At 70.4% G+C, this 21,423-nt stretch carries 11 protein-coding genes; 4 read left to right on the forward strand and 7 right to left on the reverse strand.

Annotation, left to right across the window (positions count from 1 at the left end; all coding sequences use genetic code 11):
* The 3 genes from ACGFJ2_RS16750 to ACGFJ2_RS16760 form a co-directional block, all read right to left on the reverse strand.
* The gene (locus ACGFJ2_RS16750; RefSeq protein WP_393468949.1) at positions 1 to 822 is read right to left on the reverse strand and encodes an SAM-dependent methyltransferase; all 822 of its coding nucleotides are present in this window, start codon (positions 820 to 822) and stop codon (positions 1 to 3) included.
* A gap of 90 nt (positions 823 to 912) precedes the next feature.
* Positions 913 to 1,665, reverse strand: a complete 753-nt coding sequence (locus tag ACGFJ2_RS16755; protein WP_357952477.1) for a peptidylprolyl isomerase — start codon at positions 1,663 to 1,665, stop codon at positions 913 to 915.
* A 98-nt stretch (positions 1,666 to 1,763) separates the two neighbouring features.
* On the reverse strand, positions 1,764 to 4,646 hold the full coding sequence (locus ACGFJ2_RS16760) for a LuxR C-terminal-related transcriptional regulator (protein WP_393468953.1): 2,883 nt from the start codon (positions 4,644 to 4,646) through the stop codon (positions 1,764 to 1,766).
* Positions 4,647 to 4,837: 191 nt separating this feature from the next.
* On the opposite strand from ACGFJ2_RS16760, the gene ACGFJ2_RS16765 reads away from it, so the two are divergent.
* A complete protein-coding gene (locus tag ACGFJ2_RS16765; protein WP_393468956.1) occupies positions 4,838 to 14,407 on the forward strand; it encodes a LamG-like jellyroll fold domain-containing protein in 9,570 nt (3,189 codons plus the stop codon).
* A 41-nt stretch (positions 14,408 to 14,448) separates the two neighbouring features.
* Complete coding sequence (locus tag ACGFJ2_RS16770; RefSeq protein WP_358173364.1) at positions 14,449 to 14,763, forward strand: hypothetical protein; 315 nt, start codon at positions 14,449 to 14,451, stop codon at positions 14,761 to 14,763.
* Positions 14,764 to 14,770: 7 nt separating this feature from the next.
* Here ACGFJ2_RS16770 and ACGFJ2_RS16775 read toward each other — a convergent pair whose 3' ends face one another.
* On the reverse strand, positions 14,771 to 15,124 hold the full coding sequence (locus ACGFJ2_RS16775; protein ID WP_357952473.1) for a VOC family protein: 354 nt from the start codon (positions 15,122 to 15,124) through the stop codon (positions 14,771 to 14,773).
* A gap of 89 nt (positions 15,125 to 15,213) precedes the next feature.
* Between ACGFJ2_RS16775 and ACGFJ2_RS16780 the strand changes: the two genes are divergently transcribed.
* Positions 15,214 to 15,633 (forward strand): helix-turn-helix domain-containing protein, encoded by a 420-nt coding sequence (locus tag ACGFJ2_RS16780; protein ID WP_357952472.1) that lies wholly within the window; start codon positions 15,214 to 15,216, stop codon positions 15,631 to 15,633.
* A 51-nt stretch (positions 15,634 to 15,684) separates the two neighbouring features.
* Positions 15,685 to 16,908, forward strand: coding sequence for an MAB_1171c family putative transporter (locus ACGFJ2_RS16785; protein ID WP_393468961.1), 1,224 nt, complete (start codon positions 15,685 to 15,687; stop codon positions 16,906 to 16,908).
* On the opposite strand, the gene ACGFJ2_RS16790 is transcribed toward ACGFJ2_RS16785, so the two are convergent.
* The 3 genes from ACGFJ2_RS16790 to ACGFJ2_RS16800 are packed head-to-tail and all read right to left on the reverse strand — an operon-like array spanning position 16,841 to position 21,421.
* Positions 16,841 to 17,194, reverse strand: coding sequence for a hypothetical protein (locus ACGFJ2_RS16790; RefSeq protein WP_393468964.1), 354 nt, complete (start codon positions 17,192 to 17,194; stop codon positions 16,841 to 16,843). The two genes, ACGFJ2_RS16785 and ACGFJ2_RS16790, sit on opposite strands and share 68 nt — an antisense overlap.
* 11 nt (positions 17,195 to 17,205) lie before the next feature.
* Positions 17,206 to 19,185 carry a TOMM precursor leader peptide-binding protein gene (locus ACGFJ2_RS16795; protein ID WP_393468967.1) on the reverse strand — a complete coding sequence of 660 codons (1,980 nt, stop codon included), beginning with the start codon at positions 19,183 to 19,185 and terminating at the stop codon, positions 17,206 to 17,208.
* Positions 19,178 to 21,421, reverse strand: a complete 2,244-nt coding sequence (locus ACGFJ2_RS16800; RefSeq protein ID WP_393468970.1) for a YcaO-like family protein — start codon at positions 21,419 to 21,421, stop codon at positions 19,178 to 19,180. The genes ACGFJ2_RS16795 and ACGFJ2_RS16800 overlap by 8 nt, the downstream gene beginning before the upstream one ends.
* Positions 21,422 to 21,423 lie beyond the last annotated feature (2 nt).

Raw genomic sequence — 21,423 nt, forward strand, 5'->3', positions numbered from 1 at the left:
TCAGGGGACCCGGCCGACGCCGCCCAGGATGCCGCCCTTCTCCAGCCCGGGGACGATGAACGGGTCGTCGTTGCGCCAGTCCTGTACCGGCACGACGCCGGGTTCGAGCAGCTCCAGCCCGTCGAAATAGGCGCGCACCATGTCGCGATCCCGCCAGTGCAGCGCGCCGGAGGTCGTCCGCCGGTAGACGTCCTCGGTCTCGATCCGCCGGTCGAGGGTGCTCTGGCCCTGCTCCACGTACGCGTGGGAGATGATCAGATGGCTCCCCGGCACCAGCGGCTCGCGCAGGGTCTGGACGATGCCGGCCACCTCGTCGTCACCGCTGAAGAAGTGGAACAGCGCGACGGCCAGGACCGCCACTGGCCGGCTGAAGTCGAGGTGCTGGGCGGCGGCGGCCAGCAGCCCCTTGGGGTCGTGCGCGTCGCCGTCGATGATCACCGTGTCGGGGTTGTCGGCCAGCAGCGCGCGGGCGTGGACCAGCACGATCGGGTCGTTGTCCGAGTAGACGACCTTGGCGTCGGGGATGATCCGGTGCGCGACCTGGTGCACGTTGTCCTGCGTGGGCAGGCCGGTGCCGATGTCGAGGAACTGCCGAACACCGGCCCTGGCGACCGTCTCCACGGCGCGGATCAGGAAACCGCGGTTCGCCCTGGCCATCTCCCGCACGTCCGCGCCGCCCGCGCGGCTCAGTTCGAGGACCCGCTCGGCCGCCTCGCGGTCCGCCGGGAAGTTGTCCTTCCCGCCGAGGAAATAGTCGTACATTCGGGCGACCGTGGGGACGGTCGGATCCATCTTCCCCGGAGGCCGCTCAGGCTCGGTCACGCTTCACCCTTCGTCATCTATGACGGCATCTTAGGGGGAAAATGCGGATATGTGATCAGGACGGGTCAGGTGCCCGGAATTCGCGACCGCCTACCGGCGGCACACCCGGGCGTCTCGGATGTCGGCCGGGAGTACGGGCTTGCCGTCCACCGGAGGTGTGGGACCGTCCGGCTCCGGCTGGATGCCGCCGGCGGCGATGCGGTCGAGGACGGCGAGCCCGGCGGCGTCCACCGTACCGAAGATCGTGTAGTTGGGCGCCAGCCCGGAATCACCGTAGACCAGGAAGAACTGGCTGCCGTTCGTGTTCGGGCCGGCGTTGGCCATGGCCAGCACCCCGCGCGCGTACGTCTTGCGCACCCCGGTCGAATCGCCCGGCCACGGCGGCAGGTCCGTGGGCAGCTCGTCCTTGTACTTGTAGCCCGGCCCGCCCTCACCGGTGAAACTGGGGTCGCCGCACTGCAACACCTTCAGCCGGTCATACGCGGTGAGCCGGTGGCACGACGTGGCGTCATAGAACCGGTGCTGGATCAGATGCACGAAGCTCTGCACCGTGCACGGCGCCTTGGCCGGATCGAGCGCGAGCCCGATGTCGCCGTGGTTGGTCCGGAGCACCGCGGAGACCGGACGCGTGGGCGTGCGGCGCGGGTCCGGCGGCAGCGGCACGTCACGCACGGCCGGGTCGTCGGGGGTCTCGGTGTACTGGCACGGCCCCTTGGTCGTTCGGGGCGGCTTGTCCAAGGCCGCCGCCGAGGCCGGCAGCGCACCGATCGCGATCAGCGAGCCTGTCGTGACCGCGGATAACGCGGCGCGGGCCGCGAGTCGTACCAATGCTCTGCCGGACATCTGTCCTCCACTGCGTGATGATCGCTGGGTTTCCTGAGGTCTAATCGATCTGACCAGCGCAGTCAAGGGTTCGGTACGAGCCTGTCCACCCTGGGGCGTCACTCGGCGACCGGCGTGATCGTCCCGATGCCGGTGGCGGCTTGCCGTACCAGATCCGCCAGCTCGGTCCTGGAGGTGATGCCCAGCTTGGGAAAGGCGCGATAGAGGTGGAAGCCGACGGTCCGCGGGCTGAGGAAGAGCTGGGCGGCGATCTCCCGGTTGGACGACCCCTGCGCGGCGAGGAACACCACGTGCCGCTCCTGCGGCGTCAGCCCGCGCAGCGCTTCCGGCAGCGGCTCCGCGGGGCTCGACTCCCCCGAGGCGCTCAGCTCGGCCGCGGCGCGCTCCGCCCAGGGGGTCGCGCCCAGCTGCTCGAACGCGGCGCGCGCGGCCCGCAGATGAGAGCGGGCTTCGGACCTGCGCCGGATACGGCGGAGCCACTGCCCGTAGGCGAGCTCGGTCCTGGCCCGCTGGAAGGCGGTCAGGGACGGGCCGTGCAGGTCGAGCGCGCCGAGGAAGAGCGGTTCCGCCTCGCCGTCCGGCGCGGTCAGCGCCCGGCAGCGCAGCGCCACCGCGCCCACCCAGCGCTGGCGCGTGTCCCCCGCCCACCGCTCCAGCACGGCGAGCGGCTCGACGGTGGCGCCGGGCAGGTCGGCCTGTACGGCCGCGTCCACCAGATCGGCCGCGCAGTGGACCGCGATCACCGGGTGGTGCGCGGGGCCCGCGACCACGCGCTCAAGGTGCGCCACAGCGGCGCCCGCCCGGCCCAGCCCCAGCTCCAGCAGGCCGAGCGCCCAGGTGGCCAGCGCCGCGCTGGCCGGCGCGTCGTGGTCGGCGCAGTAGTCCAGGCTCGATTCGGCGTAGGCCCGGCAGCGCTTCTCATCGCCGCTCAACGCGGCGATCAGCGCGACCAGGCCGCTCAGATGCCCGACTCGGTGAGTCTGGCCGAGGTCACCGGCGAGCTTCAGCCCCTCGGTGGCCAGTCTGAGCGCTTCGGCGATGCGGCCGCTCAGCATGAGGGCCTGGGCCTGGAGTTGCAGGGCGTACGGCAGGAGGCCCATCAGGTCCTGGTGGCGGCAGTCGGCCACCAGCGTGGAGGTCAGGCGCAACGCCGAGCCGGCGTCGGCGGCCATCAGGCCCAACGAGGTGGCGGTGATGGCTTGCTGGGTCGCCAGGGCGGGCGTGTGCTCGACCAGCTCACCGATGGCGGCGAAGCCGCTGAACGGGTCACCGGCCATGATCTTCGCCAGCGTGGGCAGCGACCGGGCCAGCGGAGCGGACCAGGTGGGCTGGGCGCCTGATCGCACGACCTGCGAAGAAGCTGGTGACGAGGCTTGCGCGGAAGCTCGTGAAGTCGCCGGTGCCGACCAGACGGCGGCGGCGATCTCGGCCGCGAGCCCCTCGTCGCCGCTGTAGCCGAACAGGCGGATCGCGTCGGCGATCATGACGATGGCCATGGCGTGGTCGTCGTCGCCGATCCTGGCCGCCGCGTCCAGCAGCATCCGCGCGGCCTTGGTCGGGGAGCCGATCTCGGACTCCACGGTGGCCAGCACTCGGGCGGCCGAGGCCAGCGTCGAGGGTTCGGCGCTCAGCTTGGTCGCGCACGTCGCCAGATCCGCCGCGCGGCGCAACTGACCGGCGTCGCACGCGGCGACCGCGGCGGCGGCATAGCGCCGGGCGCGGGGCTCGGGGTCGGTGGTCAGCTCGGCCGCGCGCTCCAGCGCCGACGACGTCCCGACGGCCTCCAGCTCACGCGCGATCTGCTCGTCCGGCCCCAGCACGGCGGCGGCGAGATGCCAGACCCGCCGCTCGGACGCCGTCTCAGCCAGGGCCCGGTGCGCGGCGATGCGGGCCGAGACCGGCGCGGACTGATAGGCGGCGACCAGGATCAGCAGGTGGCGAGAGGTGAGCTTGTCCGGCCGCACCTCCACCAGCCCGGCCGTCTCGGCGGGCTCCAGATCAGCCGGTGTCGCTCCGGTGGCGGCGAGCAGTTCGGGCAGGGAGGCCGCGGGGTCGGCGGCGGCCAGCAGGAGGAGGAAGCGAGTCCGGTCAGGCAGGGCCCGTAAGCACGCGCCGTACAACTGATCGGCCCGTCGCGAACGGCCGGCCCAGCCGGTGTGCAAGCCCAGCGGCGACAGCCTGCCCTCGACCTGGGCCGGGCTGATCCCCGCGGCAAGCTCGCGCAGGGCCAGCGGATTGCCGCGGGCGTCCTCGACGATCCGCTCACGCACCTGCGGGACGATGCCCGGCCGGCACTCGGCGACGATGTCCAGCGCCGCCTGCCTGTCGACACCGGGCAGGTCCAGCTCGTCGATCCCCTGGAGCGCGGGCACCTCGCCCTCGGCGGCCACCAGGATCACCACGCGCGCGGCGGCGAGGCGCCGGACGCAGAAGGACAGGACCGCCAGGCTCTCCCGGTCCAGCCAGTGCGCGTCGTCGATCAGGCAGAGGACGGGCCGCTTGCCCGCCAGGTGGCGCAGGAGGTTCCAGACAGGCAGGTACGGCGAGCGCGGCCAGGCGGGTTCGCCTACCGCGCGGATGCCGGGCGCAAGGCTCCACGGTTCCGGGTCGCCCTGGCGGTCGACGGCGTCGGGCACAGGGCTCCGCCGTTCCGGGTTGCCCAGGCGGTCGACGACATCGGGCACAAGGCTCCGCGGTTGCGGCTCGCCCAGCTGGTCGAGGACGTCGCGCTGCTGGGCGGGCAGGTGTTTCCAGCGCGGACGGGTGGTCGCCAGCAGCATGTGCAGGCCGCCGTACGGGAGGTGCGACTCCTCGGGGCTGCCGGAGGCGCGCAGCACGATTTGATCACTCGCGAGCTCGGCCGCGAAGGCGAGCAACACGCTCTTGCCCGCCCCTACTTCCCCGCGCACCATCAGGGCGCCGCTCTCACCAGCGAGAAGTCGCGTGATCCTGGCCTGCTCCGCGATGCGCCCGTGCAGCACCAGGCGAGAGTACCGGACTCGGAGTTGATCTCATACCTAACCCGGAGCATTCCGACATCCTCGAACCAGGTCATCCGTACAGATGTGGTGCGGATAGGCGGGGACTACGGTCGCCGCCGGAGGTCGGCATGAGGAATCGTTGGGCCACTCGTCTTTGCTCGGCACTGACAGTGACCACCCTTGTCATCAGCATGGCAGGTCAGGGAGCCCACGCGGCTGCCAAGGAGCCGACGCTCCCCGAGCAGCGTCTGGGCTCGGCGGCGAACCGCGCGCACCAGGTGGCGGCGGAGGCGACCCGGGCGCAGACCGAACTGCCGGAGAAGAAGGCCGCCAAGCTGCCCAAGGGGGTCGTGCCCCGGGAGGCCCAGCAGCCGCCCAAGCTGGTCTCCCATCTGTCGAACAAGACGCAGCGGGTGGGCAAGGCGACCGGCAAGCCGGGCAACGGGGAAGTGCACGGGTTCGACGCCAAGCAGAGCCGGGTGGCCCCCAAGCTGGGCGACGCGACGTCCAAGGTGTTCCAGAACCCAGATCAGACCTACACCGTGCGCACGTACTCCAGGCCAGTGCGATACCGGACGGCCACCGGTGAGTGGGCCGACATCGACCTCAACCTGACCGGCGCCAACGGACGCTGGCGGCCGGCGGCCAACGACGTCGCGGCCGAGCTGGCCGACGACGCCGCCGACCCCAGGCTCCAGTCGCTCACCTTGGACAACGAGCACAGCCTGTCCTTCGCCCTCCAAGGGGCAAAAAGCACAAAAGCCAATATTTCGGGAAATATCGCGAAGTACGGTGAGGTGCTGCCGGGGACGGACCTCCAGGTCGAGGCCGCCTGGAACGGGATCAAGGAGTCGCTCGTCCTGACCTCGCGCCAGGCCGCGACGGGCCCCTGGGACTTCCCCTTCCAGGCCAAGGGTCTGACGCCGCGAAGCACGCCGCAGGGCGTGGAGTTCGTCGACGAGCAGGGCGCGGTGCGCATCACCGTCCCCGCCGGATTCATGAGCGACGCCAAGGGCGCCCGCTCCGACGCGGTCCACTACACCCTCGTCGGCGACGTCCTGCGGGTCAGCGCCGACCAGAAGTGGCTGCGCGCCAAGGACCGCGCGTTCCCGGTGGTCATCGACCCTTCCTCCTATGTACGCACCACCAGCGGCGCCTCCTCCGACACCTACGTCGACAACCACTCCGGCGCCAATCACTCCGGCAGCGACCAGCTCCTGGTCGGCTCCCAGGACGGCACCAAGCGCAACAACGCCTACATCAACTTCAACCTCGCCTCCCAGATCCCCCACGCCTATGTGACCGGCGCCGCGCTCTTCCTCTACAACACCCTGTCGAACTCCTGCGCGGCCAACCCCGTCACGGTGAAGCAGATCACCAGCGGCTGGAACGTCGGCACGATCTCCTCCTATCCCGGCGTGAGTCTCGGCGACACCTGGGGGTCGGCCAGCTTCAGCGGCGGCGTGACCTGCGGCGGCGCCGGCTGGGCGTGGATCGGGATCAACAGCGCGGGCCTGTCGGCCCTGTCGGACTGGTCCAACGGCGCGGGCAACAACGGCCTGGCGCTGACCGCCGACAGCTTCAAGGAGTTCGCCAGCGCCAACTCGGCCAACCCGCCGTACCTGCAGGTGGACTACAGCCCCTGGCGGGCGCTGTACGCGATCGACTCCGGTGCCACGATCGACCCGCCGGTGACGGCCAACAGCTTCGGCAGGCTGCCCGTCACGGTGATCAACAACGGGATGAACTCCTGGTCTCCCGGCTCGGTGAAGCTGGGCTACAAGGTGTACACCCTCGGCGGCAGCTTCGTGGGCAGCTCCACCGCCGCCGCCACGCTGCCCGCCACGATCGGCAACAACGGCTCGGCGAAGGTGAGCGCCACGATCGACCCGCTCAACCCGGGCTCGTACCAGGTCTGCTGGGACATGGTGGCGAACGGGCAGTTCTTCTCCGACTGGGGCGTACCCGTCTGGTGCGTGAGCCTGAGCGTGATCAACGTGCCACCCCAGATCGACTCGATGTGGCCGGGCAGCGGGTACGTGGAGTCCACGCTGATGCCGGAGTTCACGGTCACCGGCCATGACCAGGACGAGTGGCCCGGCGGAGAGCTGAACTTCATCTTCAACATCTGCCTGGTCTCCGCCCCCAGCACGTGCCCGGCGACCGGCCTGATCAAGGGCGACTCCAACACCGGTGAGCAGACCGCGAACTGGACGGTGCCGCAGGGCAAGCTCAAATGGGGCGAGCAGTACATGTGGCAGGCCCTGGTCACCGACGGCAAGACCTCAAGCCCGGCGACCGGATGGAGCACCTTCCGCACGGTCGTGCCGCAGCCCCTGGTCTCCTCGCACGTCTCCGACAGCGCGGGCACGGCCGCCGTCAAGGGCATCGACCCGCTGACCGGCCAGTACGCGGCCACCACCACGGACGCGAGCCTGACCACCGCCGGTCCCGCGCTGGCGATCACCCGCTCGTACAGCAGCCTGAACTCCCGCTCGGGGCTGTTCGGCGTGGGCTGGACCACCGCCTACGACATGAAGATCGTCACCGACAGCGACCTGACGGGCAACGTCGTGGTCACCTACCCGGACGGGCGGCAGGCGCGCTTCGGCCGCAACTCCGACGGCACGTACGCGCCGCCCGAGGGCCGGTCGGTGAGCCTGGTGAAGGCCGATACGGCGTGGTTCCTGCGTGACAAGTCCGGCGGCGCGTACGTGTTCGACACGAACGGCCGGTTGACCGCGATCTACGACGACGACCAGCACGGTGAGTTCCTCACCTACAACGGCGACGGCACCCTGGCCAAGGTCGTGAACAAGGTCAGCGGCCGCGGCCTCTACTTCACCTGGACCAGCGGTGTGGTGACCTCGGTCGCCACCGATCCCGCCCAGGGCGCGCCCGCGTGGAGGTACGGCTACGGCTACGGCCTGCTCGCCCAGGTCTGCCCGCCGGGCACGACGACGGCCTGTACGAAGTACACCTACAAAATGCTGTCCCACCACCGGACGGCCGTCGTGGACGCCGCCCCCGCGATGTACTACCGGCTCCACCAGAGCACGACCAACGAGACCCAGATGTTCGTCGGCCAGGACGACGCGCAGGCGGTCAACCTGACCTACGGCGCGGCGGGCGCCCCGGCCGGGACCACGGACGGCTCGGCGACGTTCAACGGCACGAGCTCCTACGTGCGCATGCCGTACAACATCACCGACGACACCACCTACGCGGCGGTCGGGATGTGGTTCAAGACCACCAAGGCCGGCGTGCTGTACGGCGCGCAGATGAACACGCTGGAGGACTCCCGGGGCCCGCTCCCCTGGGGCTTCCTGCCGATGCTCTACGTCGGGACCGACGGGAAGCTGCACGGCCAGATGGCCGACGACGGCAGCTGCGGCTCGATGACGTCGACCGCGGCGGTGAGCGACGGGGCCTGGCACCATGTGGTGCTGACCGCGAGCGGAACCTGGCAGGGCATGTACCTGGACGGCGCGATCGTGGGCAGCCGCTTCAACCAGGTCAAGGCGACCCGTCTGCCGAACGCCAGCATCGGGGCGGGCTACGTGAACACCTCGGGCTGGTGCCCCGCCGCGCCCACGGACACGCGCGGCCACTTCACCGGCCAGATCGACGACCCCGCCTTCTACACCCACCCGCTCGGCCCCACGTCCGTCGCCGCCCAGTACGCGGCCGGGCAGTACACGGGCGCGCTGGAGACGGTCAAGCTGCCGTCGGGCAAGTTGCAGGCCACGCTCGCCTACGACACCCAGAGCGACCGCGTCGCCTCGATGACCGACGCCAACGGCGGGCAGTGGCGGGTCTACCCCGCCCAGACGCAGGCCAGCACGGAGTACTACCCGAACGCGGTCCTGAGCGCCCGGCCGCGCGAGTACTACCGCCTCGCCGAGTTCTCCGGCACCCGGGCGGCCAGCGCGGCCTACGGCGACGGGCGCGACACCGGCGCGACCTACCACAACGTCACCCTGGGCCAGAGCGCACCCATCGTCCTGGCCACCGGCGGCGACTCGGCCGCCGGGTTCAACGGCTCCAGCTCCTATCTGGAGCTGCCCGACGGCGAGATCAAGGGCGGCGGCGACCTGTCGGCGGAGCTGTGGTTCAAGACCGCCAAGCCCGGCGTCCTGCTCGCCTACCAGGCCCAGGCCATCACCGACCCGGCCGGGCCGCAGGCGAACTACACGCCCGCGCTGTACGTCGGGACGGACGGCAAGCTGCGCGGCCAGTTCTGGGACGGCGCCGCGGTCGCGCCGATCACCACGAGCGCGGCCGTGACCGACGCGAGCTGGCACCACGCCGTCCTGACGGCCTCCGGTGACACCCAGTGGCTCTGGCTGGACGGCGCGGTGGTCGGGACCAGGTCCAAGGGCCCGGTGTCCACGATCGCGCAGAACCATGTCTACGTCGGCGCCGGTTTCATCGCGGGCAACTGGCCCGCCAAGCCCTCGGACACGCTGGGCCACTTCAACGGCACCATCGACGAGGTGGCGATCTACTGGAACAGTCTGCACACCGACGCGATCCAGGCGCACTACAAGGACGTCGCCACGTTCGGCATCCCCGCCACCACCGTGCTCGCCGCCGACCCGCGCGGCAAGGCGATGGTCTACAGCTACGACCCGCAGCACGGCGGCCGGCCGACCTCGCTGTACGACGCCTCGGGCGGCACCACGCGCTACGGCTACGACCTCAACGGCAACCTGGCCACGGTGAGCGACCCGGACGGGCACACCACGCAGCTGTACAACGACGACCGCGGCAACCCGGTCATGAAGGTGACCTGCCGCGGACCGCGCTCCTGCCAGACCTCCTACTTCACCTACTACCTGGACGCCGGCGACCCGCTGAACCCCCGCAACGACAAGCTCACCGGCGCGTACGACGCCCGCGCCACCACAGGGAACGACGCGGCGCACCGCACCAGCTACACCTACGACATCTCGGGCGACCTGCTCAGCGTCACCACACCTCCCGTGGCCGGAGCCACCAACGGCGGCACCACCAAGTACGCCTACACCGATGGCGACGAGGCCGCCACCGACGGCGGCACCGTCCCGGACGGGCTGCTCGCCTCCACGACCACCCCTGGCGGCAGGACCACCCGCTACAGCTACCGCCAGAACGGCGACCTCGCCCAGGTGGTGGACGCGGCGGGGCTCACCACGAAGTACGACTACGACAGCGCCGGCCGCCCCATCTCCGAGACGAAGATCTCCGACACGTTCCCGAACGGCGTCAGCACCTCCATGGGCTACGACGCCCTCAACCACCTCACCGCCACCGTCGGCCCGGCGACCACGGACGTGATCAACGGCGTCAAGCACCTCCCGTGGGTCCTCTACACCTACGACGTGGACGGCAACGTCACCAAGGCCGAGCGGACGGACCCCACCGGCAAGGACGTCACCCGCACCACGGACTACACCTACGACGCCGCCGCCCGCGTCTCGTCCGTCAAGGACCCCGAGGGCAAGACCACCACCTACGGCTATGACGTCTACGGCAACCTCACCAGCACCGTGGACGCCACCGGCGCCGACTTCCGGCACACCTACGGACCGACCGGCCTGCCGCTGACCACGAGCCTGGCCAACTGGGTGGGCGACCCGCTGGACAACGACGCCCCCAAGGAACTGGTCCTCGAATCCCGCGCCTACGACCCGGCCGGGCGCCTGGCCACGGTCACCGACGCCATGGGCCGGACCACCCGCTACCGCTACTACGACGACAACCTGCTCGAATCGGTCTGGGCCGAGGGCTTCCACAACGCCGATGGAACCACCCGGGACATCCCGCTCCAGCAGAACACCTACGACAGCGCGGGCAACCTCATCAAGCGGGTCACCGGTAACGGCAAGAGCACGACCGCCTACACCGTGGACGCCGCCAACCGGGTCACCGAGGCGCTGCTGGACCCCGCCGGCATCAAGCGCAGGACCACGTACGGCTACGACGCCGACGGCGGTGTGGTCTCCCTGGTCCAGGCGCAGGACAGCGGCTACACCTGGACCGCGTTCGACCTCGACGCGCTGGGCCGGCCCCTGTCCCAGAAGGTCTGGGACGGCGACGAATGGCTCACGACGTCGTGGACCAGGGACCAGCGGGGCCTGCCGAAGACGATGACCGACCCCCGTGGCGCGGTGACCGACTACACCTATGACGAGGCGGGCCGGCTCACCACGACGAAGGCGCCGACGGTGGCCATCGAGCACTCGGGCGGCACGCCGTACAACGTCAGGCCGACGACGCGGGCCGGCTACAACAGCTTCGGCGACGTCGTGACGAGCGAGGACGCCGAGGGCTACCGGACCACGATCACCTACGACGGCATGAGCCGGCCGCGCGTCGTCACCCTGCCCTCGTACCGGCAGCTCGGCGCCGGTGCCACGGTGACGGCGGGCTCCACCACGACGTACGACGCGCTGGGCCGCGTGACGCACGTCGAGGACGCGCTCGGCCACGGCGACACCCACACCTACGACCAGCTGGGCAACCTGGTGGCTACCACCGACGCGGCGGGCAACCAGTCGCGCTCGGGCTTCGACGTGGCCGGGGAATGGCTCTGGACACGGGACCAGGCGGGCCGGGTGACCGGGGCGACGTACGACGACCTCGGTCGCCGGATCTCCGGCACCGCCGTCGACCGCACACCGGCCGCGGCGGGATACACCACCGCCTATGAGTACGACGACGCGGGGAACCTGACCTACGTCACCACACCGTCGGGCGCGCGCAGCCAGTACGGCTACAACGCGGCGGGCGAGGTCGTGGTCGACGTCAACCCGCTGGCCCAGGCCCACTGGTACACCCGCGACCACGCCGGCCGGGCGACCAAGATCGCCAACCCGGACGGCACCAGCAGCACGCTCACCTTCGACGGCGCCGGCCGGGCGACCGCGACGGCCGATTTCGACGCAGCGGGCAAGCAGCTGCGGTCCACGACGATCGGCTACGACGACGCGAGCAACCCGGTCACCGTCAGCAGACCCGGCGGCGGAGTCACCACCTACGACTACGACGCGCTGAACCGGCTGACCGGCCAGCACGAGAAGACCACGGCGACGCACACCATCAACACGACCTTCGGCTACGACGCGGTCGGCAACCGCACCCGCTTCACCGACGGCAACGGCAACGCGACCTCCTACGCCTTCAACCCGTGGAATCTCCAGGTGGCGATGTTCGTGCCGCCGACCACGGCCTACACCACGCTCGCCGACCGCCAGACGATCACCGACTACGACGCGGCCGCCCGCCCCGTCCAGGTCACCAAGCCGGGCGGGGTCACCATCGCCCGCACCTTCGACCCGCTGAACCGGCTCACCGCGGAGACCGGCGCGGGCGCCGAGACCACCACGACCGAGCACAGCTTCGGCTACGACACCGTGGGCCGGCTGACCTCGGCCGGGGGTAACACCTTCGGCTACGACGATCGCGATCATCTCGTCAGCACGGCGGGGCCGTCCGGCACGGCGTCCTTCACCTATGACGCCGACGGCCGCATGAAGACCCGTACCGACAAGGCGGGCACGGCCGCCTACGACTACGACGCGGGCAGCCGCCTCACCACGGTCCGCGACCCGCTCACCGGCGGCACCTCGATCTACTCCTACGACACGATGGACCAGCTCAAGGGCGTGGACTACGGCGGCGCCAAGCGCTCCTTCGACTACGACGCGCTGCACCGGCCCACCTCCGACACGCTCAAGACCACCGCGGGCACGGCGCTGGCCGGCATCACCTACGGCTACGACGACGCCGACCGGCTCACCACCAAGACCACGACCGGTACGGCGGGCGCCGCCGCCAACACCTACGGCTACGACCTGGCGGGCCGGCTGACGTCGTGGAACTCGGCCGCCTACGAGTACGACGACGCGGGCAACCGGACCAAGGCCGACGCGGCCGCCTCCGTCTACGACGCGCGCAACCAGCTGGTCTCCGACGGATCGGCCGGCTACGCCTACTCGGCGCGCGGCACCCTGAAGTCCAGGACGCCGAACGGCGGGAGCGCGAGCGCGACGAGCTACGACGCGTTCGACCGGATGATCACCGACGGCGCCTCGACCTACGCCTATGACGGGCTGGACCGGCTCGCGTCCGCCGCGGGCCGCACGTTCAGCTACTCCGGCCTGGGCAACACCCCGGCCGCGGCGGGTGCCGAGCTCTACGGCAGGGACCCGGCGGGTGACATCGTCTCCGTCGCGGGCCTGTACGCCTACACCGACCGGCACGGCGACCTCACCGCCACCTTCACCGGCGCGGGTGCGCTGACCGATTCGGCGGCCTACGACCCGTACGGAAAGGTCGTCGCGAACTCGGGCACCAAGCGGGACGTCGGCTACCAGGGCGGCTGGACCGACCCGGCCACCGGCAAGGTCAACATGGCCGCCCGCTGGTACGACCCCGGAACCGGCGCGTTCCCCAGCAGGGACACGCTCGACGTGAACCCGATGCCGTCGATGAAGGGCAACCGCTTCACCTACGCGGACGGTGACCCGCTCAACCAGGTGGACCCGACCGGTCACTTCGGCTGCCCCGCCTTCGTGTGCGGCACCGCCAAGCAGGCGATCAAGGTCGTCTATCGGGACATCGCCAGGCCGGCCTGGAGCGCGGCCGACTACGTCCTCACCGGTGGCGGGGAGTTCGGCGCGGCCGCGCGCGGCTCACGGTTCTGCGGTCCGGCCTGGCTCTACTGCCTCGCGGCGGCCGGCGTCACCGCCGGCGTGGCCTACTACGCGGCGAAGTGGTGGAAGAACAACTGGTGGAAGGGCTGGCCGGACGGCAGCGGGCCGTACATCCAGTATCCGGACGGCGGCGGCTCGCCCGGCAAGGGCAAGTCCGACGGCACGCCCGGCGACGACGGCGATCCCGGTGCCTCGCCCGGCAAGGGCACGAACGGCCCGCCCAAGGCGGATCCGCCGCCGCCTCCGCCGCCCACGCCCCAGGAGCTGGCCGACATCGCGGCGAAGACGCGCGCGACCAGGCCCGGCCCCATCGACCACGACCGGCTGCCCGGCCCGGCGGGCACCTCGCTCGCCGACGCGCTCGACAAGGGGCTCAACCACCGGGTCGACAACGCCATCGACAAGATCCTGGACAAGGTCGGCGTGGCCTTCACGCCGATCGAGGCCAGGGCCGGCGACGGGCAGCCCAACGGCGGCCTCGACCCAGCCCCGCACGTCGTCGGCCAGTGCTCGGGGGTGTTCGGCGCGGACGCGATGCAGGACTGCCGCGTCGACCCGGGCCCCGGCGTCCCGCCGGACCCGACGGTGCAACTGGCCCCCTGCCGTGGCGTGACGGGCGCCGGCGCCGCCTGCTCCTCCTCCGAGGAGACGGCGGCGGCCCTGGGGAGCGAAGGCGCCGGCTTCGGCGACGACTTCCTGACGCTGGCCCGCCGCCCCGGCGATCGGCCGAAGTGGAGCGAGAGGCTCCCGATGAACATGGACACGGTCCGGCGGGTGGCCCAGGACTGGGACATCCGGATCGACGACCTGGATATCAAGATCGACAAGGTGAAGGACGGGCTGGCCGGCGTGACCTTCCCCAACCAGACGGTCCTGCTGCGGCGAGCCGCCTTCCGCAGCGAGGAACTGCTGGCCCGTACCCTCGCCCACGAGCGGTTCCACGTGGAGGACATACGCGGGGGCGGCGACTTCCCGAAGACGCTGGAAGAGGCGCGACCATGGGAGGACCGGGCCTATGCCTTCGAGGACGACTGGTGGGACAACCATCCACGTAACCAGTAAGGGACCATAGGCGAAACGGCTCGAGCACCGAGGTGGCCCCAGTGTCGAACACTCATGACGAGGCGCTCCGATGGGAGAGCTGGCTGCGCGCTTATGAGCAGGCGCGGGACGAGCTGCCCGGACCGATCACCAGGCGTTGCCCGAACTGTGGACGGGCCTGCCTGCGCCTGGTGTATCGGCTCCGGATCCCCCACCTGCTCATCGGTGACGCCCACTTCTGGTGCGACCACTGCCTGCAGGGGCCGTACCTCGACCGCGTGGAGATCCCCGAAGCCGCCGCGGCGGCTTCGGGGGAGCAGGAGTATCAGCGGGTGAGACCCACGATCCCGAACTACGAGCTCATTCCCCCTGCGTGAGACGCCGTCAGCTGGGCTGCCACAGCTCGATCCGATTGCCCTCAGGATCGGTGACCCAGCCGAACCGGCCGACACCCTCCATGTCCTGAGTCTCCTTGGCCACGTCCGCGCCCTTGTCGCGCAATTGCGCGAGCATCGCGTCCAGGTCGCGAACCCGGAAATTGAGCATCGTCTGCTGGGCGCGGGAGCCGAAGTATTCGGTCTCGGACTCGAAAGTCGCGAACACCGTTTCCCCGGTCTGCTGACGCCACAGGCCGTTCTCATCGGCCTCCAAGCCCAGACAATCGCGATACCACGCGCCCAAGGCCATCGGATCGGCGGCCCGCAGGAAATATCCGCCGATTCCAAGCACACGTTCCATGCCGCTATCTTGCCAGGACCCGCCCGTCAACCTCTGTGTAGGATGACGACAAAGTCGCTAAATTCTGGCTGTTAAGGATCGGCACTCCGATGAGCGTTGATGAGACTCCCCGGACGCTGGCCGACAAGCTGAACCGGTTGTTCCAGACGGTCCGGCGCCAAGGTGAGGCCGAATACAGCAACGTCGCGGTCGCGGAGGCCATCAGCAAGGGCCAGGACGTACAGATCTCGCACACCTACATCTGGCAGTTGCGCACGGGCCGGCGGGTCAATCCCACGATCATGCACCTGACGGCGCTGGCCACGTTCTTCGGGGTGCCGGTCGCCTACTTCCTGGACGACGCGGAGACCGCCAAGATCGACAAGGATCTGGAGCTGCTGGCCGGCATGCGGAAGGCGGGTGTCACGCACATCGCCCTGCGCAGCGCCGAGCTGACCCAGGGCAGCCGCGCCGCCATCACCGAAATGGTCAATCAGCTCTGGAAGCTGGAGAATCCCTCCGATGAATGATCTCTTGGCGGCCGATCTTCGATATCCGCCGCCGGCCATGGCGCGCCTATCTTGATCGGCCTGGCCGTCGCCGGCTGGATCGCGGTGGGCATCAAGCTGTTCCACCTCCGCGCCAAACCCGGCTGCCGGTCGACGCGTTGGCTGTGTGCCGCGCTGCTGGCGCTCTCGGTGTCGATCTGCTTGCAGGACCAGACCGTCCACGAGGTCATCGACGGCCACACGGCGCTCAACACCGCGGGCACCCTTTCCAACTGCCTGACCTTGATCGCCGCGACATCCGGGCAATGCGCGTTCCTCCACATGGTCTATCCGGCGGAGCAGGCCATGCGGAGCGCCCGGCTACGTCTGCGGCAGCTGACCGGCGTCCTGGCACTGATCGGCGTTCTGCACGCGACGACCCCGTCGAACTACGCGGAGGCTCTGGCCAGTCAGGTGTTGGCCGTGCAGGTCCCGGTGATCTCGGCCGCCGCCTACGTCTATGTCGCCTATCTGGCGTTGACCGTCACCGAGATCGCGCGCGCCACGCACTACCGCGCGAGCGCCGCGAGAGGCTTCTCCCTCCGCAACGGCCTGCGACTGCTGTTGCTCGGTCTCGCCTGCACCATCGCCTACGCCGGGCTGCGGTTCGCCGCCATGTCCGCCCACCTTCTCGGATGGGCCGTGCCGTGGCTGTACGGCAACCTGATCGGCGATGTGTTCCGCCTCGCGATCCTGTTCGTCGTGGCCGGCATCCTGCTGCCCGTCACGGGCCCGCGACTGGGCCTGGACCATCTCGCGCGCTGGTGGTCGCTCGACCGCTCCTATCGCAAGCTCTTCCCGCTCTGGAAAGTGCTGTACGACGAATTCCCGGCCATCGCCCTCGATCCGCCGGGGACCCGGCACGTCGATTTCCGGGAACCGGAGCAGGCCCTGTACCGGCGGATCGTGGAAATCTGGGACGGCCGCCTGCTGCTCCTCCCCTATTTCGACCCACGCGTCGCCGAAACGCGAGAGGCGCGGGCCACCGGCCTGTCCGATGACGCGCGCGCGATCGCCGTCGAGGCCGCGCTGATCACCTCCGCCCTGCGCCGCAGCAGGCTCGGCGAGCGGCCGGACCCGCCCGGACCGGCGATCCCCGGCAACAGCCCGGCCGACCCTGACGCCGAACTCGACTGGCTGATCCGGTTGGCGGCGGCAGTCAGGGCCGACGAACGGCAGGCGAACCCGCTCAGCCTGCGGTCAACTGGTCTCCTTCCAGCGCGGCGCCGAGCCCTGCGAGGCTCTCGTACACGCTGATGCCCTCCGCGATGGCTTCGAGCTGGAAGACGCTCACCGACGTGGGCGGATAGCCGATGAGCTCGATGACGCGGCTCACCCGGGCGGGCCCGTCCATGGCCTCGGCGGAGTCCCAGAGGTAGACCGCCCCCCAGGTCTGGCGGGCGGGATTGGAGAACCACGCCTTCAACCGCATCCCCTCGAGCGTGGCGTAGGCGTCGACGGCGTAGTCCCGCAGGTAGTCGCGCAGGCTCTCCACGGTCTCCGCGGACCTGCTGAGATCCCAGGCGACGATCGATACGAACATGGCCGGCCCTTCTACGGGAACGCGTGCGGGTACGGGTTGACGTCCTGCGGCTCCAGGGGCCTATCTCGGTAGCCGAGCCGGTACGGCACCTCGTACAACCTCGGCAGACCGTCGACCCGCCGGTAGTCGTGGCCGAAGGTGACCGGCAGGGTGCCGGGGATGACGACCTTCACGCAGGCCAGGTCGGACACCTCGTGCTCGGGGGTCGTCTGATCCACCACGATGACGTCCGCACCGGTGACCAGGTAGCGGTCGACCAGCTCGATCAGATCGTCCCGGAGATCGGCGTTGCGGAGTCGCGCCGGCGACGGAAGGTCGTCGATGTGCCGCCGCCGTGGCGTCTCGGTCAGGAAGCGCAGCCGGTCGTACGTCCGGTGGTCGCCGTACAACAGGCGATGGTCCTCCATCTCCTTCACCAGCGACGAGTCGTCCACCATCCGGCCGGCCTCGTCCATGTGGTCGGGATAGCGCTTGATGAGGTCGGCGAGGAGCGGGCCGAGCTCGTTGAGCGCGTTCTCGATCGCGCGTTCCGGGACCGGGTGAGCGCCCGCCGAGCAGGCCGCCTTCGGGCGTTTCTCGTCGTCGCCGGGGTCGACGGCCATCGCCCAGACGCAGGGGATGCCCTGTTCGAGGGTGGTGTCGAAGAGCATCACCTGGTAGCCGCTCTCGGCCTCGATGGCTTCGATGATCAGCGGGATCATCGAGTCGCGGGCGGAGGTCACGTCGATCCGCGGGACCGGCATGCGCGCGTACCACGTCATCATGAAGGCGTCGCGCTCGGCCACTTCGAGGATCCCGTGGAAGACGGCCTCCTCCAGGCTGCCGCCCAGGGCGCAGCCGTTGGAGACCTCCTGGACGAACGGCGGGCGATCGGCGTCATGGTGGCGGGCCCGGTAGTAGGCGTAGGTCTCGGGGACCAGCACGGGAGCGCTGCGGGCGAAGGAGTACCCCCATACCCAGCGGCACACCTGCTCCTCGTCGAACGGACGGTACGGGAAACCGGGGAGCCGATGCCGCTCCGCCGGATAGAGGCCGAGCGTCCGGGGGTCGATCGCGTCGTGGCGGACTTCGGCGTAACCGGCCGACACCGTGGTGCGCTTTCCCCCGGGCTCCATGCCGCCGTGCCGTTCCAGCGTCTCCAGCATGGCGGTGACCTGACTGCCCTGGTAGTTACGGGTACGTCCGAAGCCGTACTCGGTGGAGCCCTGGCGCAGGCCCATGGGCGCCGCGGCGACCACGATGCCGCCTTCGGTGCTCTTGAGCACGGATCGGATGAGACCGCTCTCGCCGTCGACGTACCTGGCTTTGAGCGTGTCCACCTCGCCGGTCATCGAGCGGAGCCGGTAGACGTCCGGGGCCGGTTTGGGGCGGGACCGGAGGGAGATGTTCGCCCGCGACCGGTCGTCGGGCGGCAGCGTCCCGCAGGTGCCGCAGAGCGGGTCGGGCAGGAACGGGTGCGGCTCGACGGCCAGCGTCTCCAGATCCAGGTAGACGAAGGCGGACCTCGTGCGCGCGGTCTCCCGGTTTCTCGTGCGCGCGGTGACCACGGCTTCCCGGTTGACCAGCCGGGCGATCTCCTCGGTGACCAAGGTGGCGGCGAGGTCGGCCGCGAGTCCGGTGAGCCAGGCCGACGGCAGCGCGGACAGGGTGGCCCCCTGCTCTCGCCACACCGTCTCGTGCCCGTCTGGCTGGAGATGGGCCAGTCGCCGCCGGAACTCGCCGCAGTCCACGCAGCCCGGCAGCCCGGCCTCCTCCAGGGGACCGAGGACGACCCGCCCCAATTCAGCACGTACCGGCAACCAGGGCACGCCCGCCTCCCCGGCGGCGGCTCTGACCTCGGCATAGCCGGACAGGTCCCAGCGGTCATGGGCCACGACGGCCGCGACCGCGCCGGAGGTCACGAGGGGCGAGACGGAGGATCCGCCGCCGGACAGCGCCGCGACGATGCTCTCCGCGAGCAGCCCTTCACCGAGGACGGCGATCTCATGCATGGGTCAGCACCACGTGGACGGTGTACGGCATGATCGAATGAACCTCACGATCGTGGTCGAGGGGCACCGCCACCGGCGAGAGACCGCGTCTGACCAGCGCGGACACCAGACTCGCCGAGTCGGTACGGGAGGCGTCGGGCAGGCGGCGGATCGCCGAACCGCGCAGCTCGGACGGTATGCCCGGCGGCGCGGATGGTGCGTAGACGGGCTGGGCGTTCTGCCGCGCCTGGTAATGGAGGAGGGCCTGTTCGAGCGCGCCGGTCACGGCTTCGGCCGCCGACAAGCCACCGGCGTATCCGACAGGTATGTCACCCAGGTAACTCATGGCGGCCGGAATCTCCGCCGGCCCGGTGAGGTCGTAGCAGGTGACCGCCTCGCCCGTGGCCTGGATCATGGACCTGTACCGTTCGCCGCGCGGTGGAAGCCACCCGCTGTCCAGGTCGAACCGGGGCAACGGCGTCGTCCGGTGCTCCAGATCGGCGAGCGCCAGCCGTCCCGCCTGCTCGGCCAGCGCGACGTCGACGGCCTCCTGCCAGCTGTATCCGGCGGCGATGCCCGCAGTGGTTCCAGCAGTGATTCCTGCGGCAATGCCCGCAGTGACTCCCACAGTGGTTCCCGCGGCAATCCCCCCAGTGACTCCCACAGGGACTCCCCCGGCTATGCCCCCAGTGACTCCCACAGTCCGGCTCGGCGCCCGGCCGTCGGCCAGGCTCGTGCCGGACAGCACGGGGAAGGCGACGTCGGCGGCGACGACTAGCGTCCCGCCGTCGGCGAGCCGGTGGCCGAGGACGAACCCGCTGATCCTGCCGGCCCGCAGGTCCGCGAGCAGGACATCGGGGTCGGACTCCGGCGCGGCCAGCGGAGTGCGGCCGTCCGCCGAGAGCAGCCGGCGCGGATCCACCATCAGCGAGGCGTAGACGGCGAACGCCTTCAGGGCGGCCTGGTGGCGCGCGGACTCGAAGTCGAGACCCGTGCCGACGACCCTTGAGACAGCGCCACCGAGCAGCCCGACCGGGTCGGGCACCTCCACCTCGCTGACGTGCAGGGGAATCTGCGCGTAATCGCGTTCGGTCGGCTCCCCGAACACACCCAGGAGATCGTCGGCACACACCACCGCCCGCCGGGAGAACGCCTCCCGACCGAGAACCGCACCGTCGCGGGCCGGGTCAGCAGATCCGGAGAGCGCAGATCCGGAGAGCGCGGACCCGGGAAGCGCGGGTTCGGCCGACCGGGCGTAGGGGTGCGGGACGAAGGCATGTGACGTCCGGCGCAGCGTGGAAAGGTCGATCCTGGTCAGCCGGGCACGGCGGTCGTCCAGCAACCCGGTGGCGGTCCGAAAGGCCATTTGGACCAAGGCGGCGGCGATGGCGGCGGCCCGCGGCTCGTCGACAACCCCGGCGGCGGCCCCCGGCTCGGTGGCGGCGATGGGCGGGCGTGGCGCGGGCCGGGCGGCCACCCGGCGGCGGCCCGCCGTCCAGTTCGCCGCCGACCGCGTGCCAAGGTCCTCGGGGCCGAGCCAGACCTCAGCATCCAGCACGACCGCCTGCGCCAGGGGGATCCCCCGCTCCGCGCAGAGCCGGTCGAGCAGCCGTTCATGCGCCGCGTCGCCGGAGACGTGCAGAACGAGGTCCGCGCTGTCGAGCAGGGGCAGCAACCCCTCCTCGCTGAAGTCGGCGAGGAAGTGCCGCTCGACCGTCTGGTCAGGGGTACGCCGCCCGCGCTCGACCCATTCGACGGCCAAGTGCTCCAGGCTCGCCATCTTCACCAGGCGCGACCCCGTCCGTACGGCGGCACGCGCCACCCACGGCACCATGTCCCCCGCCCCCAGAACGAGCACCACTTTATCCCGATATGCCCGAAATATGCTGATAGGCGAGTCTCGGAAATGTCCGATGAAAGCCACCTCATGGCGATATTCCGGATATTCCAGGGCGGCCTCCGGACCCACAGCGCCGACGTCTCTCAACACGTCCCGCTCCGGCAGCGCGCCGACCTCTCTCACGACATCCCGCTCTACCAACGCAGTGAGCAGGCTCTCCACGGCGGCCCGGCGCTCGGGCGGCAGCTCCTCCGTCAGCTCGGCCAGCGTGTGCCGCCCGTCGAGGTAGGGCTTCAGCAGGTCGAACAGCGGGCCGACAGCTCGGCCCTTCAGATGGCTGGATCCCCGATACGTGAGCAGGTACATCCCCGCCGAATCCGGGGCATGGAACGCATCCGGGCGTAGCAGTAGGCCCACGT

It is taken from the genome of Nonomuraea sp. NPDC049028, assembly GCF_043197735.1.
Taxonomy (GTDB): Bacteria; Actinomycetota; Actinomycetes; order Streptosporangiales; family Streptosporangiaceae; genus Nonomuraea.

What these genes read in the sequence shown, in the direction of transcription:
- ACGFJ2_RS16775 (WP_357952473.1), bottom strand. Translation starts at nt 15,124, where the DNA reads ATGGAACGTGTGCTTGGAATCGGCGGATATTTCCTGCGGGCCGCCGAT.
- ACGFJ2_RS16795 (WP_393468967.1), bottom strand. Translation starts at nt 19,185, where the DNA reads ATGCATGAGATCGCCGTCCTCGGTGAAGGGCTGCTCGCGGAGAGCATC.
- ACGFJ2_RS16790 (WP_393468964.1), bottom strand. Translation starts at nt 17,194, where the DNA reads ATGTTCGTATCGATCGTCGCCTGGGATCTCAGCAGGTCCGCGGAGACC.
- ACGFJ2_RS16755 (WP_357952477.1), bottom strand. Translation starts at nt 1,665, where the DNA reads ATGTCCGGCAGAGCATTGGTACGACTCGCGGCCCGCGCCGCGTTATCC.
- ACGFJ2_RS16765 (WP_393468956.1), top strand. Translation starts at nt 4,838, where the DNA reads ATGGCAGGTCAGGGAGCCCACGCGGCTGCCAAGGAGCCGACGCTCCCC.
- ACGFJ2_RS16780 (WP_357952472.1), top strand. Translation starts at nt 15,214, where the DNA reads ATGAGCGTTGATGAGACTCCCCGGACGCTGGCCGACAAGCTGAACCGG.